This is a genomic window from Mycobacterium sp. NGS61, from assembly GCF_059812325.1.
On record NZ_JCALCL010000007.1, the window covers coordinates 212,784 to 228,041 of the forward strand.

A 15,258-nucleotide genomic window follows, 5' to 3' on the forward strand; every position below is an offset into this window, starting at 1 on the left:
GCTAGCTACTTCTCGTTCTTCTTGGCGCTCTTCTTGGAGTCCTTCTTCTCATCCTTCGGCTTTTCCTTCCGGACCTTCACCGACTCCTTCTCGACGTCGTCCTCGTCCATGGCCTCGACGTGCTCGTCGGGCACCACCGACTCGCCGCTGCTGGCCGCGAAACCCTTCTTGAACTTGTTGATGATGCTGGTGAGCTTCTCTTCTTCGTCGTCCCCGAACTTCCCGCTCGAACGGATGGTCTCGAGGAACGACTCCTCCGAAGCCCGCATGTGGTCCAGCAACTCGGCCTCGAAACGCTTCACGTCCTCTACCGGCACGGAGTCGAGTTGACCGCCGGTGCCCAGGAAGATCGAAACCACCTGCTGCTCAACGGGCATCGGCTCGTACTGCGGTTGCTTGAGCAACTCCACCAGGCGCTCGCCACGGGCCAGCTGCTTCTTCGAGGTGTCGTCGAGGTCTGAGGCGAAGGCCGCGAAGGATTCCAGCTCGCGGTACTGCGACAGATCCAGACGCAACGACCCGGCCACCTCTTTCATGGCCTTGATCTGCGCCGCGCCACCGACGCGGGACACCGAGGATCCGACGTTGATGGCCGGGCGCACACCCTGGTTGAACAGGTCGGACTCCAGGAAGCACTGACCGTCGGTGATCGAGATGACGTTGGTGGGAATGTAGGCCGAGATGTCGTTGGCCTTGGTCTCGATGACCGGCAGCGCGGTCAGCGAACCCCCACCGAGATCGTCGGAGAGCTTCGCGCAGCGTTCGAGCAGCCGGGAGTGCAGGTAAAACACGTCACCCGGGAACGCCTCGCGGCCGGGCGGACGACGCAGCAGCAGCGAGATGGCACGGTAGGCGTCGGCGTGCTTGGTCAGGTCGTCGAACACGATCAGCACGTGTTTGCCGGCGTACATCCAGTGCTGCGCGATCGCCGAACCCGTGTACGGGGCAAGCCATTTGAAGCCGGCGGATTCGGAGGCCGGGGCCGCGACGATGGTGGTGTAATCCATCGCCCCACCCTCTTCGAGGGCCTTGTGCACCGCGGCGATGGTGGTGCCCTTCTGCCCGATCGCCACGTACACGCAGCGAACCTGCTGCTTGTCGTCGTCGGTCTCCCAGTTCTTGCGCTGGTTGAGAATCGTGTCGACGCACACCGCGGTCTTGCCGGTCTTGCGGTCGCCGATGATGAGCTGACGCTGTCCGCGACCGATGGGGGTCATCGCGTCGATGGCCTTGATGCCGGTCTGCAGCGGTTCCTTCACCCCCTGCCGCTGCACCACCGAAGGCGCCTGCAGCTCGAGGGCACGCCGATCGTCGGTCTCGATCTCGCCGCCGCCGTCGATGGGATGTCCGAGGGGGTTGACGACGCGACCCAGGAAAGCGTCGCCGACCGGAACCGACAGCACCTCACCGGTGCGCTTTACCTGCTGGCCCTCTTGGATCCGGTCGAAGTCACCCAGCACCACCGCACCGATCTCGTGCTCGTCGAGGTTCAGCGCGACGCCGAGGACGCCACCCTCGAACTCGAGGAGTTCCTGGGTCATCGTGGACGGCAATCCCTCGACGTGGGCGATACCGTCGCCGGCGTCGACCACGGTGCCGACTTCCTCCCGGGACGTGTCGGACGTAAAGGAACTTACGTACTCCTCGATTGCGCTCTGAATGTCATCAGCGGAGATTGTCAAGTCGGCCATAGCTTTTCGTCTTCCTCGTTCGGGTTCTGCTGGCTAGTTCGTGGTTTCGGTCAGGCTTGGCGGTCAGTCGGGGAGCTGAGCTTCGGCGGCTGCCAGACGAGACTTGAGCGTGCCGTCGATCACCTCGTCGCCGACGGTGATCAACAGTCCGCCGAGCAACCCGGAATCGGTCTGGACCTGTGCGGCCACCGGATGTCCGTAGATGCGGCCGAGTATCTCGACCAGGCGTTCGTGCTGGGCGTCGGTGAGCTCGGCCGCGGCACTGACTTTCGCAACCAATTCGCCGCGGCGCGCCACTGCCACCTCGGCCAGGAACAGCACCGCCTCGTCGGCCGGCTTGCCCCTCAGCAACTCGATGGTGTGCGAGAGCAGCGCGATGGTGACGGGGTTGACGCTGCCGCTGGCGCCGTCAAGCACCTTGCGCAGCAGGTCGACCCGGCCTTCGACCGGCGTGCGCTGATCACCGAGCGTGATGGCCAGCCGGGGTTGGGTGTCCAGGATCCGGGAGAACCGGAACAGCTGGTCTTCGACTTCGTCGATGTTGTCGTCGTTTTCGGCGACGGCCAGCAACGCCTGCCGGGATACATGCTGGATCGCGTCGACGAGATCGCCGTTGGCCGACCACCGTTCCGACACCGCGGTGCGCAGCAGTTCCAGCGTGGGATCGCCCACCTTGCCGTCGAACAGGCGCTCGACCAGCTTGACCCGCGGCGTCGAATCTTCCGATGGCACAGTCAGATACCGGGTGACGACGACTTCGCTGTCGAGCACCTTGGCGACCGAGACGAGCTCGTCGGCCAGCGTCGTCAGACCCTCCGTGTCGAGGTCCTCAGCCAGCGAGTCGAACTTCTCCACCGAGTTTTTCAGTGCCAACCGGCTCGCCGACCGCATCTTGGCCGCCACCGGGGACTCGACGTCGGCCGGCTCAGGAGCCATGTCGTCGAGTTCGTCGAGGAAGCGGTCGACGGTGGCCGACTGTTGTTCCTTGTCGGCGACGAACGTGCGCACCAGTTCCCCGGCCTGGCGCACCGATTCGTGGCCGAGTTCGAAACGGAGCTGCCGGATCAGCTGCGCCCGCAGCACCCCGATCTGACGCGTGCCCTGCGCTCTGACGCGCTCGGCGTCGGACTCGGCCTGCGCCTGCAACTGTTCGGCGATGCGCGCGGAGTCGGCCTTGGCCTCTTCGATGAGACGTTCGGACTCGTCCTTGGCGGATTCCACGGCCCTGCTGTGCGCCCGTTCGGACCGCTCGACCCGCTCGGCCGCCTCTTTGGCGTCCGCGAGTTGCTGACGCACCATCTCTTGTCGAGCGGTCATCATCCGGCGCACCGGGGGCACGACGTACCGCCAGACCAGCAGCACGATGACCGCGAATCCGACCAGCTGACCGATAAATGTCTCCATAGGGTGGCTACCTACTAGTCGCTTCCGAAGTCGTCGCGGTGGGGGTGACGTCGACGCCGAGGATCCGGCTGGCCAGCGTGGCCGACATAGCGCTGATGTTGGCGCGCAGGTCCAACTCCACGGCGTCACGTTCCCGCTTCAGTTGCTCGTTGGCCTTAGCGAGGGTGTCCGCCACGTCCCGGTCCGCCTCGGCCCGCGCCTCCTCGATGACCTTGCGGCCTTCGTTGCGCGCGTCGTCGCGGTAGGAGCCCGCTTTGACCCGGGCTTCCTTCAAGGCTTCCTCGTAGTCGGCCTCCGCAGCGGCGAACTGCTCCGACGACTTCTTGTTGTCGGACTGCGTCTTGGCGACCATGGCGTCGCGTTCCTTGAGCACCTTCAGGATCGGCGGCACGACCCAGGTGCTGATCACCCCCAGCACCACCAGGAAGATGGCCAGCACGAAGAAGAACGTGCCGTTGGGGATGAGGAAGTTCTTTTGGCCTTCTGCTACGAGGTCGACAGCCGAAGCAAGAAGGCGCCCATCGCCTTCAGGACCCATCACAGCGGATTACTGGGCACCCGGAGTGGCGAAGACGAACAGCGCCATGAACGCCAGGTTGATGAAGTAGGCCGCTTCGACCAGACCGACGGTGATGAAGAACGGCGTGAACAGCCGTCCCTGCGCCTCGGGCTGGCGGGCAACACCGGCGATCAGTGCGTTACCGGCGATACCGTCACCGATACCCGCGCCGATCGCGCCGCCGGCCATGATGAGTCCGCCGCCGATGAGAGCGCCTTGAAGAATTTCGGGAGCTGCTGGCATTTCTTATCCTCCTTGATAACTGGTAGCGGTCTACCAGGATTTTTCTAGTGGTGGTCTTCGTCGAGTTCCATCGACTGGCTGAAGTACAAGACGGTCAGCAGCGCGAAGATGAAGGCCTGGATCGCGCCGACGAACAAGTCGAATGATTTCCAGATCGCATTCGGCAGCCACAAGATGTAGGGCGGGAACATTGCGATCAGCCCGACCAGGATGCCGCCGGCGAAGATGTTGCCGAACAGACGCAGCGACAGCGAGATCGGCTTGGCCAGTTCTTCGACGATGTTGATCGGCGCCAGGATGGCGACGTGGCCCTTGACCACCTTCATCGGGTGTCCGATGATGCCGCGCCGCCAGATGCCGGCCGCGTGGTAGCAGACGAATACGAACAGGGCCAGCGCCAGTACGTAGTTGATGTCCGCCGCTGCCGAGGAGAGAAATTCGCTTGTCTTGCCGGTCTTTTCGTCCTTGTACTGCAACGGCAGGACTGACAGCCAGTTGGAAATCAGGATGAATACGAAGATGGTCACCGCGAGCGGCAGCACAAAGGGTGCGATGCGCATCCCGATGGCACTTTCGACCTGGTTGCGCATCTGAATGGTGACGGCTTCGAAGAACAGTTGCACGCCGCCCGGCACGTCCGACGAAGTGACCTTCGATTTCAGCCAGAAGGCCAGCGCGAGCACGATCACCGCGGCGATGGCGGTGGAATAGATCGTGTCAGTGTTGACCGTGAGACCGAACCAGGTGGCCTCGTGGTGTTCGCCGACCTCGATTTTGGCGGCAGCAAGGATCGACTCATTCATCGCCGGCTGCTCTCCCTTCCGTCCCCTCCGAACCGGTCAATACCCCGTTTTCCGGAATTTGCGACCCACCGGCCCGCAGTTTCTTCCAGACCGGGAGTGCTGTCGACAACACCAGTAACACCTGGAACAGCGCCAGGCCGAACACCACGCCCAGACCCTGCGGCCGGAACACGTACGCGATGATCAACGCCAGGATGGTGATCACCGCGACGCGCGAGGCGGAATTGAGTGCCATCGAGCTCTTCAAGGGGTGTTCGCGCGCGGTGATCGACTCCACCGAATGCCGGACCAGCAGAGCGTTGAGCAAACCCAACAGCAACCCGACACCGAATAACACCCCGATCATCGGGTGGCCGGCGTAACCGGCGACGGCCGTCACGACCGCGGTCAGCACCAGGCTGATGACGAACAGACGGACGGGTCGGAAAGCAACAGCGGGAAACACCAACGGCGCGTCCTGCGCTGGTGTCGTCACTGCAGCACCTCAATCCCAGATTGTTAGAGCGTGAACCACATCACCTACTGATCGGTGGCCCGCCGAGCGTATCGCAACGGTCATGCTGGAATTACCCAAGGGGTAGCTCCCTGTATCGGTCATCGGTCGGCCCACAGGAAAACGGCTCCGACGGGCCGGTGGTGCGGTAGCCCGCGAGGTTCATTTCGGGGCTCTACCAGGACCGTATCACAAGTCAGCGGTAACTACTACCAACTGTCGTAGTTCCCCGTCAGTCCTCGTCCCAGTAGTCGTCGCGCCGCCGCAGCAACGGAATCGCGGTCGCGATGCCGGCGAACACGATCGCGCCCAACATCACCGCAGCGGTGTGGCGCGGGTCGAAGAAGATCGTGCTGGCCGCGCCGAACGCCACGATCCCCACCCATAAGTAGATGAGCAGGACCACCCGCCGGTGCGAGTGACCGATCTGCAGGAGCCGATGATGCAGGTGCATCTTGTCCGGGGTGAAAGCGCTGCGACCCGCCCGGGTGCGACGGACGATCGCCAACAGCAGGTCGAGCATCGGCACGAACATGACGGCCACCACCAGCAGGAACGGCGACAGCAGAGCAAACACATCGCGGGCGCCGTAAGCGTTCTGCGAGATCGGGCCAGCAGCCGTGGTGGACGCCGCGGCGAGCATCAAGCCGATCAGCATCGATCCGGAATCGCCCATGAAGATCCGGGCCCGGTGGAAGTTGTGCGGCAGAAAGCCCAGACAGGCACCGGCCAGGACCACCGAGATCACCGCCGGTGGGTAATAGAGGACATCGCCGCCGTGGTCCCGCAGCAGTCCCACCGAGAACACGCAGATCGCCAGCGCGGTGATCAGACCCAGGCCGGCGGCCAACCCGTCCAGTCCGTCGACGAAGTTCATCGCGTTGACGATCGACACCGTCAGCGCCAGCGTGAGCAGGATGGACGACGCCTGGTCCAGCACGATCGTCCCGACCCCGCCGACCGGGATGTAGAGCACGCTCCAGGCCACCCCCATGGTGACCATGACGCTGGCCGCGGTGATCTGGCCGGCGAACTTGGTCAGCGCATCCAGGCCCCAACGGTCGTCGATCAACCCGATGCCCATGATCGCCGCACCGGCCACCAGCACGGCGGGCATGCCGGTGGAATAGACGAAGCCGCGGGTCAGCGCCGGCAGTTGGGAGGCCAGGAACACTGCGGCGACCACGCCGAGGAACATCGCCAGCCCGCCCATCCGGGGGGTCGGGGTCACGTGCACGTCGCGCTCCCGCGGGTAGGCCACCGCACCCAGCCGGGTGGCCAGCACACGCACCGGTCCGGTCGCGAAATACGTGATGATCGCCGCGGTGAGTCCCACGAGCGCGAGCTCGCGCAGCGGGACGCCGGCACTGCGCGGTGAAAGGGCGAACAAACCACCGGCAAGGCTGGCTACGTCGCTGGACACCACGAGACCGTACGTCACCAACCTGAGTGCCTCACGTGCGCTACGCGGTCAGGCTCGCCGCGTCCACCCCCAGCACCTCCGCGATGCGCTGGATGCTGATCGGTCCCTCGCGCAGGATGCGCGGGCTGTTGCCGCTCAGGTCGAGGATCGTGGAGGCGGCTTGGCGCGCGGCCGGCCCGCCGTCGAGGTAGACGTCGACCAGATCGCCGAGTTGGCGGCGCGCTTCCGCGGCGTCGACGGCGGCGGGCTGGCCCGAGATATTGGCGCTGGACACCGCCATCGGCCCGACCTCGCGCAGCAGCTCGATCGCGACGGGATGCAACGGCATCCGCAGCATCACCGTCCCGTACGCATCGCCGAGATCCCACTGCAGCGACGGCGCTTGGGTGACCACCAGACTCAGTGCCCCCGGCCAGAACGCGCGAACCAGGTCGCGCGCGCCGTCGGGCATCCCGTACACCAAACCCTCGATCGTGTGCCAGGAGCCGACCAGGACACCCACCGGCATATCGCGGCCCCGACCCTTGGCTGCGAGCAGCGCGTCCACCGCCTCGCGGTCGAAGGCATCTGCCCCGATGCCGTAGACGGTGTCGGTCGGCATCACCACGAGTCGGCCGGCTTTGAGCGCCCCGACCGCGGCTGTGAGTCCGCGGGCGCGCCGGTCGGGGTCGGCGCAATCGAAGACGTCAGTCATGCTGCCTCCTGCGGGCCGTCACGAACCGGGGCCGCCCGGCCAGGTCGTTGCGAGCCACGATGTCGTCGAAAAGGCCTGTGCGATGGACACATTCAACCGTCAGGGCCGACGTGGTGTCGTCATGCTCCATCGCGAACAGGCCACCGGGACGCAGCCACCGGCCGGCCAGTCCGGCGACAGCAGGGATCAGTGCCATACCGTCCGGGCCGCCGAACACTGCGTGCGGCGGATCGTGCTGGGTCACTTCCGGATCCAGCACAGCGGCGTCGGGAACATACGGCGGGTTGGCCACCATCAGGTCCACCCGCGCGTCGAGTTCGGTGAGCAGGCCGGGAGTGCCGACGTCGGCCAGCACCCATTGCACGTCCGCGGAGTTGCGGCGCGCATAGCTCAGGGCGATCTCGGAATCGTCGATGCCGACAACCCGGGCGTCCGGGCGGTGCCGGGCCAGAGCGACGGCCAGTGCCCCCGACCCGGTGCACCCGTCGACGATCAGCGGCTGGGCCGAAAGTGGTTGCGCCATAGCCCATTCCAACATCGCTTCGGTCTCCGGACGCGGGATGAACACACCCGGGCCGACGTGCAGCAGCACCGGTCCGAACGCGGCTGTCCCGAGCAGATGCTGCAACGGCACCCGGTGCGCACGCATCGCGACCACCTCGCGATAACGCCCTAAGAAGTCCGCGTCAGGGGCATCGAGCAAGGCCAACCGGCCGCGGTCGGTACCGGCCACGTGCGCGGCGAGTTGCTCGGCATCCCAACGCGCGGAATCGATTCCCGCTTCGGCCAACAGCGCCGCGGCGGAGTTGATCGCGTTGCGCAAAATCATGTCGCCTGTTGCAGCCGGGACTGTTTGTCGGCTTCGCTGAGCGCATCGAACAGTGCGTCGAGGTCGCCGTCGAGCACCTGGTCCAGATTGTGCGATTTGAAACCGATCCGGTGATCGGTGATCCGGTTCTCGGGGAAGTTGTAGGTGCGGATGCGTTCGCTGCGGTCCACCGTGCGGATCTGGCTGGCGCGGTCGGCTGAGGCGTCGGCGAGTGCCTGCTCCTCGGCCAGCACCTGCAGCCGTGCGGCCAGCACCTGCAGCGCGCGGGTCTTGTTCTGCAGCTGGGAACGCTCGTTCTGGCAGGTGACGACGATCCCGGTGGGCAGGTGAGTGATGCGCACCGCGGAGTCGGTGGTGTTGACTCCCTGCCCGCCCTTGCCTGAAGACCGGTAGACGTCGATGCGCAGGTCAGACTCGTCGATCTGCACTTCCCCGACTTCCTCGGGCTCGGGATAGACCAGCACGCCGGCCGCCGAAGTATGCACCCGCCCTTGCGATTCGGTCACCGGCACCCGCTGCACGCGGTGCACGCCGCCCTCGAACTTCAGCCGCGACCACACCCCGTCGGCGCTGTCGCCCTTGCTGGCGATGGCCAGCGTCGCGTCCTTGTAGCCGCCCAGATCCGAGGTGGTCTCCCCCAGCACCGTGACCGTCCAGCCATGCCGTTCGGCGTAGCGGATGTACATCCTGGCCAGGTCTGCGGCGAACAGCGCCGATTCCTCGCCGCCTTCACCGGATTTCACCTCGAGCACGATGTCGTCGGCGTCGTGCGGGTCGCGCGGCGCCAGCATGTCGGTGAGTTGGGTGTCCAGCTCGGCGACCCGGGCCTCCAGTTCGGGGACCTCGTCGGCGAACGACGCGTCGTCCGCGGCCAACTCGCGCGCGGTCTCGAGATCTTCGCGCGCCGACACCAACTTGCGGTGGGTCGCGACGATCGGGGCCAACCGGGCGAATCGGCGGCCCACTCTGCGCGCCTCGTCGGCTTTGCTGTGCAGTTCGGGGTCGGCGAGCGCCTGTTCGAGCTCCGCGTGCTCGGCGAGCAGGACGTCGATCGTCTGCACCGGCTGCGTCATCTCACCTCCCTGTCGCGGGCTTTACCCCAAACGCGAACCGACGCCCGGCCTGTGCCGATAGTGCACAGGTGACGGGCGTCGGTGATCCAGCTACTTGTCGCCGGTCTCGGTCTTGGTGCGCTTGCCGTACCGCTTCTCGAAGCGGGCCACGCGGCCACCGCTGTCGAGGATCTTCTGCTTGCCGGTGTAGAACGGGTGGCATTGCGAGCAGACCTCGGCGACGATGCGGCCGCCCGGCTTGGTGCTGCGGGTAGTGAAGGAATTCCCGCAACCACACACGACGGTGGTTTCTTCATAGGCGGGATGGATGTCAGTTTTCATGCTGTCCTCTTCGATCGTCGGCCGCGGCCATTATGCCAGGTCAACCACTATCACCCCAAAACAACCAGGTGCGCGTGGGCATTCCCGGTGCGCTAGTCGTTGTCCATGCCGCCCGGTGTCGTCTTGGACACCTGGACCAGGAATTCGTAGTTGGTCTTCGTCTTGCGCAGCTGCGACATCAGCAGGTCGATGGCCTGGTGGGAATCCAGACCGGACAGCACCCGGCGCAGTTTGTGCACGATCGCGAACTCGTCGGGTGACAACAGCAGCTCGTCCTTGCGGGTGCCCGACGGGTTCACGTCGACCGCGGGGAACACCCGACGCTCGGAGATCTTGCGGTCCAGCTTGAGCTCCGCGTTACCGGTGCCCTTGAATTCCTCGAAGATGACCGTGTCACCGGTCGAGCCGGTCTCCACCATCGCGGTGGCGATGATCGTCAGCGATCCGCCGCCCTCGATGTTGCGGGCGGCTCCCAGGAAGCGCTTCGGCGGGTACAACGCGGTGGAGTCGACACCACCGGACAGGATCCGGCCGGACGCGGGCGAGGCGTTGTTGTACGCGCGGCCCAGCCGGGTGATGGAGTCGAGCAGTACCACGACGTCTTTGCCCTGTTCGACGAGGCGCTTGGCCCGCTCGATCGCCAGCTCCGCGACCGCGGTGTGGTCGGTGGGCGGCCGGTCGAACGTCGAGGCGATGACCTCGCCCTTGACCGAGCGGGTCATGTCGGTGACCTCTTCGGGCCGCTCGTCGACCAGCACGACCATCAGGTGGCATTCCGGGTTGTTGCGGGTGATCGCGTTGGCGATGTCCTGCAGGATCGTCGTCTTACCGGCCTTGGGCGGTGACACGATCAGCGCGCGCTGGCCCTTGCCGATCGGCATGATCAGGTCGATCACGCGCGTGGTCAACCGATCCGGGGTCGTTTCCAGACGCAGTCGCTGGTTGGGGTACAACGGCGTCAGCTTGCTGAAGTCGGGTCGCTTCTTGGCGTCTTCGATCGAGCCGCCGTTGATGGTGTCCAGCCGCACCAGCGGGTTGAACTTCTGCCGCGGGTTCTTGTCGCCGCCTTCACCCTCGCGGGGCACCCGGACGGCACCGGTGACCGCGTCGCCGCGCCGCAGGCCGTTCTTGCGGACCATGTTCATCGAGACGTAGACGTCGTGCGGTCCGGCCAGGTAGCCGGAGGTGCGCACGAACGCGTAGTTGTCCAGCACGTCGAGGATGCCGGCTACCGGCTGGACGACGTCGTCTTCGCGCAGTTCGGTTTCGGTGCCACCGTCGCCAGTCCGCTCACCGCGGCGCCTGCGGTCGCGGAACCGGCGGCCCCGGCGACCCTGCCGGTCGCCGTCGTCGTCCTGCTGATTGGAGTTCTGGTTCGAGTTCTGGTTCGAGCCGCCGCGCTGCTGACCGCCGCCGCCCTGCTGGTCGCCGCCCTGGTCGTTGCCCGAGTCCGCGGAACGCTCATCGTTCTTGGCTGACTTCTGGTCACGCCGTTGGTTGGCGGTGTCGTCAGCACTGTCCTTGGTGTCGGCCGCACCGGATTCCCGGGAAGCACCGCGACGCTCCCGGCGCGGGGCGTCGTTCTTCTGGTTGTCCTGAGCAGCGCCGTCGGCGGGCGGTGCGTCCTGGGCGGGTGCGCTCTGCGCGGCGGCCTCCGGCGCCCGGTCGCTCTGTGCGTCCTGCTGCGGCGGTGCGTCGGCCTTATCGGCCGCTGCCGGCGCCGTGTTCTCTGCTGCTGCTGGAGCCTTCTCGCCGTCCGCCTGCGCCGTAGCCTTGCCCGACGCGCCGTTGGCCCGTCCGCGGCTTTCCTGGATCGCGGCGATCAGCTCGCTCTTGCGCATCCCCGAGGTGCCCTTGACTCCGGCCTGGTTGGCCAGGGCCCGCAATTCGGGCAGCACCATGGTGGCCAACGAACCCGCCGGCGCGTTACTTTTCGCGCTCGGGACGTCGGTCTTGACGTCGGAGCCGGCGGGAGAGTCTGTGGTCACGGCGTTCGACAGCTTCTCGCCGTCGGTGCTTTCGCCAGCCGTGATGAGGTCCGTATCAGTCACGGATTTCCTTTCTTGCCCCGCTGATCAGGTCAAACGGGGGTTCCTGCATGGACGAATATTCAGGCAAAATGCCGAGGGCGCCCAATCATCGACTCTGAAACGGTGATCGCCTGGGCGACGAAACTGCGAACCTCGTCTGCGAGAAGAATTGGTGTTGTCTTAGCGTCAAGGCAGTCTATGCAGATGCAGATGCTGCGATTGCTGGACGGCTCCGAGAATAACCCGCTTCCTGACGGGAAGCAAGAAACCTCGCCGCCACCCTGTGGATCATCCTGCGGCGGCAACCCCCGGCCGCCAGCGAACTCCCTCGCCCGGCGTCATCTTCTTGATGGCGAATCCGTTCGCATTCCCGTATTCCACTGCTTCACCTGGCAACTCCGGGTCCGTGCCGACCATGATCAGCGACGGCCCGGCTCCGGAAAGCGTTGTCGCAACATTAAGACGCCGCAGGAGCCGCAAATATTCCGCCGACGACGGCATCGCCGCAGCGCGTTGCGGTTGATGCAGAACATCTGCGGTGGCAGCCATCAGCAGATCGGGTCGTTCGGTGAGGGCGACCACCAGCAGCGCAGCGCGACTGATGTTGAACCGTGCATCCGCATGACTGACCTGCGCGGGTAGCAGCACGCGCGTTTCCGCCGTCAACGATCGCTCGTCGGGAATCGCGGCGAACAACTGGATGTCGGGATGCAGGTGCAGCGGGACTGCGGAGTAGACCGGCTGACCACCGTGGTGATCCACCCAGGAAACCACCGCGCCGCCCAGCACAGCGGCCGCAGCATTGTCCGGGTGACCCTCGAACTCTGAAGCCAGTTGAATCAGCTGGGCTTCGCTCAGCGGCACTGAATCCGTCTGCGCGACAAGACCATTCGCCGCGGCAAGGCCGCCCACCACGGCTGCCGCCGAGGAGCCCAGACCGCGGGAGTGCGGAATGTCGTTGCGGCAGCGCACCAACAGACCGGCGGCCCGCACATCCGCCGCCTGCAGACCGCGCTGGATCGCCCGCACCACCAGATGCTCGGGGCCCAGCGGCACTTGTCCGGCGCCTTCACCCTCGACTATGACGACCAAGCCGGAATCCGTTGTCTGTACTGCGACCTCGTCACACAGCTGCAGCGCCATTCCGAGGCTGTCGAAGCCCGGGCCGAGGTTGGCGCTGGACGCCGAGACCACGGCAGTGGCGGCCAGGCCGGCGGGCAGCGACTGAGTCACCGTGTCACGGCCGTCCGGTAGCGCCCCGCTGCGCTGGCGAACGCAACTTAACCGAGGCCTAGTTGTTCGACCACCAGCACCGGATCGACCGGCAGCGCAGCGACTTCCGGCATACCTTTGAGTGCGGTGTCGGGATCCTTGAGACCGTTACCGGTCACCGTGCACACCACCGTCGAGCCGCGCTGCACGAAGCCGTCCTCGACGGATTTGAGCAGACCAGCGATGCTGGCCGCCGACGCCGGTTCGACGAAGACCCCTTCCAGGCTGGCCACCAACCGGTATGCGGCCAGGATCTCGTCGTCGGTGGCCGCCAGGAACCGGCCGTTGGACTGCTGCTGGGCCTCGACGGCGGCCGTCCAGGAGGCGGGTGCGCCGATACGGATCGCGGTGGCGATGGTCTCCGGATTCTTCACCGGTTCGCCGTGCACCAGCGGCGCGGCGCCGGCGGCCTGGGTGCCCAGCATCCGGGGCAGCTTGTCGATCAGCCCGTCGCGGTGATATTCGCTGTAACCCTTCCAGTACGCGGTGATATTGCCGGCATTGCCGACGGGGAGCGCGTGCACGTCCGGGGCGAAGCCGAGGGCGTCGACGATTTCGAACGCCGCCGTCTTCTGGCCTTCGATGCGGACCGGGTTGACCGAATTGACCAGCGAGATCGTCGGGAAGTCGGCGGTCATCTTGCGGGCCAGTTCCAGGCAGTCGTCGAAGTTGCCGTCGATCTGGATGATCTTGGCGCCATGCATAACCGCCTGGGCCAGCTTGCCCATCGCGATCTTGCCCTGCGGAATCAACACCGCGCAGGTGATGCCGGCCCGGGCGGCGTACGCCGCGGCCGAGGCCGAGGTGTTTCCGGTCGATGCGCACAACACCGCCTGCTGCCCGCGGGCCAGAGCGTCGGTGACGGCCATCGTCATGCCCCGGTCCTTGAAGGAACCGGTGGGGTTGAGTCCCTCTACCTTCAGATGAATTGTGCAACCGGTCTTTTCGGACAGCCGCGGCGCGGGGATCAGCGGCGTGCCACCCTCGAACAGGGTGACCGGGGTCCAGTCGTCACCCACCGGCAGCCGGTCCCGATATGCCGCGATCAGACCCAGCCAGGGCTGGTGCACGGCTGTCTTCGGGGCACTCATAGATCGGTTCCTTCCAGTCGCAGCACGCTCGCCACACCCAACACCACGTCCAGGTCGGCAAGAGCGTCAACGGTTTCCGCCAGAGCGGCGTCGGTTGCCTGGTGTGTCACCACCACGATGCGGGCGCCGACCCGTTGGCCGCCTTCCCCGGTCACACCTTCCTGCCGGACCTCGGCGATGCTCACCTCGCGTTTCGCGAATTCCGCTGCCACCGCTGACAACACGCCCGGCTTGTCCGCGACGTTCATGCTCACGTAGTAGCGGGTCTCGATGAAACCCATCGGCGCGACCGGGAGTTGCGCATACTTGGACTCGCGCGGACCGCGACTGCCGAGCACCCGGTTACGCGCAGCCATCACCAGGTCACCGGTGACCGCCGACGCGGTCGGGGCACCGCCGGCGCCCTGCCCGTAGAACATCAGCCGACCGGCCGCCTTTGCCTCCACGACTACCGCGTTGAAGGCGCCGTTGACCGAAGCGAGCGGATGCGACAGCGGCACCAACGCCGGATACACCCGGGCCGAAACGCGTTGTTGGCCTTCGTCGGTGGTGATGCGCTCGCAGATGGACAGCAGTTTGATGGTACAGCCCAAGGATTTCGCGGACTCGAAGTCGGCCGGAGTGATCTTGGTGATGCCCTCGCGGTACACATCGTCGCCGGTCACCCGGGTGTGGAAAGCGATGGATGCCAGGATCGCGGCTTTGGCGGCGGCGTCGTAACCCTCGACGTCGGCGGTCGGGTCGGCCTCGGCGTAGCCGAGCGCACTGGCATCGGCCAGCGCCTGTTCGTAATCGGCTCCGGTGCTGCCCATCTCGGAAAGGATGTAGTTGGTGGTGCCGTTGACGATGCCGGCGACCCGCAACACGGTGTCCCCCGCCAATGACTGGGTGAGCGGGCGGATCACCGGGATTGCGCCGGCTACCGCGGCCTCGAAATAGAGGTCGACGACGGCGTTTTCGGCCGCCTTGGCCAACTCGCCGGTGTAGGTGGAGAGCAGGGCCTTATTAGCGGTGACCACGGACTTGCCGTGCTCGATTGCGGCCAGGATCGCCTTGCGGGCCGGTTCGACCGGTCCCATCACCTCGACCACGATGTCCACGTCGTCGCGCGAAACGAGTTCCTCGATGTCGTCGGTCAGCAGTTCGATCGGCACCCCGCGGTCCGCCGCCACCCGCCGTACCCCGACGCCGCGCAGCACCAACGGTGCGCCGATGCGACCCGCCAGATCCTCGGCGCTCTCCTCAATGATGCGCACGACCTCGCTGCCGACCACACCCAACCCGAGTACCGCTACGCCGACGGCCTTTTCGTCCTTGACGTTATCGGGCACG

The 15,258-nt window shown here is 65.9% G+C and carries 15 protein-coding genes; all 15 read right to left on the reverse strand.

Translation table 11 applies throughout. From position 1 onward, the window contains the following. Positions 1–5: 5 nt before the first annotated feature. The 15 genes from atpA to AC5Y3Z_RS16835 all read right to left on the reverse strand — a co-directional run bounded on the left by atpA (position 6) and on the right by AC5Y3Z_RS16835 (position 15,257). Positions 6–1,691 (reverse strand): F0F1 ATP synthase subunit alpha, encoded by a 1,686-nt coding sequence (gene atpA, locus AC5Y3Z_RS16765; protein ID WP_463826615.1) that lies wholly within the window; start codon positions 1,689–1,691, stop codon positions 6–8. A gap of 63 nt (positions 1,692–1,754) precedes the next feature. Then, on the reverse strand, positions 1,755–3,095 hold the full coding sequence (locus tag AC5Y3Z_RS16770; RefSeq protein WP_463826616.1) for a F0F1 ATP synthase subunit B/delta: 1,341 nt from the start codon (positions 3,093–3,095) through the stop codon (positions 1,755–1,757). A 7-nt stretch (positions 3,096–3,102) separates the two neighbouring features. Next, on the reverse strand, positions 3,103–3,633 hold the full coding sequence (locus AC5Y3Z_RS16775) for a F0F1 ATP synthase subunit B (protein WP_463826617.1): 531 nt from the start codon (positions 3,631–3,633) through the stop codon (positions 3,103–3,105). 9 nt (positions 3,634–3,642) lie between these two features. Next, the gene (locus AC5Y3Z_RS16780; protein WP_463826618.1) at positions 3,643–3,897 is read right to left on the reverse strand and encodes a F0F1 ATP synthase subunit C; all 255 of its coding nucleotides are present in this window, start codon (positions 3,895–3,897) and stop codon (positions 3,643–3,645) included. 44 nt (positions 3,898–3,941) lie between these two features. Then, on the reverse strand, positions 3,942–4,700 hold the full coding sequence (gene atpB / locus AC5Y3Z_RS16785) for a F0F1 ATP synthase subunit A (protein ID WP_463826619.1): 759 nt from the start codon (positions 4,698–4,700) through the stop codon (positions 3,942–3,944). Further along, the gene (locus AC5Y3Z_RS16790) at positions 4,693–5,175 is read right to left on the reverse strand and encodes an ATP synthase subunit I (RefSeq protein ID WP_463826620.1); all 483 of its coding nucleotides are present in this window, start codon (positions 5,173–5,175) and stop codon (positions 4,693–4,695) included. Before AC5Y3Z_RS16790 ends, atpB begins: the two co-directional genes overlap by 8 nt. A gap of 250 nt (positions 5,176–5,425) precedes the next feature. Next, the gene (locus AC5Y3Z_RS16795) at positions 5,426–6,634 is read right to left on the reverse strand and encodes a glycosyltransferase family 4 protein (protein ID WP_463826621.1); all 1,209 of its coding nucleotides are present in this window, start codon (positions 6,632–6,634) and stop codon (positions 5,426–5,428) included. Between the two features lie 22 nt (positions 6,635–6,656). Beyond that, complete coding sequence (locus AC5Y3Z_RS16800; RefSeq protein WP_463826622.1) at positions 6,657–7,310, reverse strand: L-threonylcarbamoyladenylate synthase; 654 nt, start codon at positions 7,308–7,310, stop codon at positions 6,657–6,659. Then, entirely contained in the window at positions 7,303–8,139 is an 837-nt protein-coding gene (locus tag AC5Y3Z_RS16805) for a N5-glutamine methyltransferase family protein (RefSeq protein WP_463826623.1), read from the reverse strand. The genes AC5Y3Z_RS16800 and AC5Y3Z_RS16805 overlap by 8 nt, the downstream gene beginning before the upstream one ends. Continuing rightward, complete coding sequence (gene prfA / locus AC5Y3Z_RS16810) at positions 8,136–9,212, reverse strand: peptide chain release factor 1 (RefSeq protein WP_463826624.1); 1,077 nt, start codon at positions 9,210–9,212, stop codon at positions 8,136–8,138. Before prfA ends, AC5Y3Z_RS16805 begins: the two co-directional genes overlap by 4 nt. A gap of 90 nt (positions 9,213–9,302) precedes the next feature. Continuing rightward, positions 9,303–9,533 (reverse strand): 50S ribosomal protein L31, encoded by a 231-nt coding sequence (gene rpmE, locus AC5Y3Z_RS16815; RefSeq protein WP_463826625.1) that lies wholly within the window; start codon positions 9,531–9,533, stop codon positions 9,303–9,305. Positions 9,534–9,625: 92 nt separating this feature from the next. Further along, complete coding sequence (gene rho, locus AC5Y3Z_RS16820) at positions 9,626–11,584, reverse strand: transcription termination factor Rho (protein WP_463826626.1); 1,959 nt, start codon at positions 11,582–11,584, stop codon at positions 9,626–9,628. 267 nt (positions 11,585–11,851) lie between these two features. Continuing rightward, positions 11,852–12,796, reverse strand: coding sequence for a homoserine kinase (gene thrB, locus AC5Y3Z_RS16825; RefSeq protein ID WP_463826627.1), 945 nt, complete (start codon positions 12,794–12,796; stop codon positions 11,852–11,854). Positions 12,797–12,843: 47 nt separating this feature from the next. Continuing rightward, positions 12,844–13,926, reverse strand: coding sequence for a threonine synthase (gene thrC, locus AC5Y3Z_RS16830; protein ID WP_463826628.1), 1,083 nt, complete (start codon positions 13,924–13,926; stop codon positions 12,844–12,846). Beyond that, positions 13,923–15,257 carry a homoserine dehydrogenase gene (locus AC5Y3Z_RS16835; protein ID WP_463826803.1) on the reverse strand — a complete coding sequence of 445 codons (1,335 nt, stop codon included), beginning with the start codon at positions 15,255–15,257 and terminating at the stop codon, positions 13,923–13,925. The genes thrC and AC5Y3Z_RS16835 overlap by 4 nt, the downstream gene beginning before the upstream one ends. Position 15,258 lies beyond the last annotated feature (1 nt).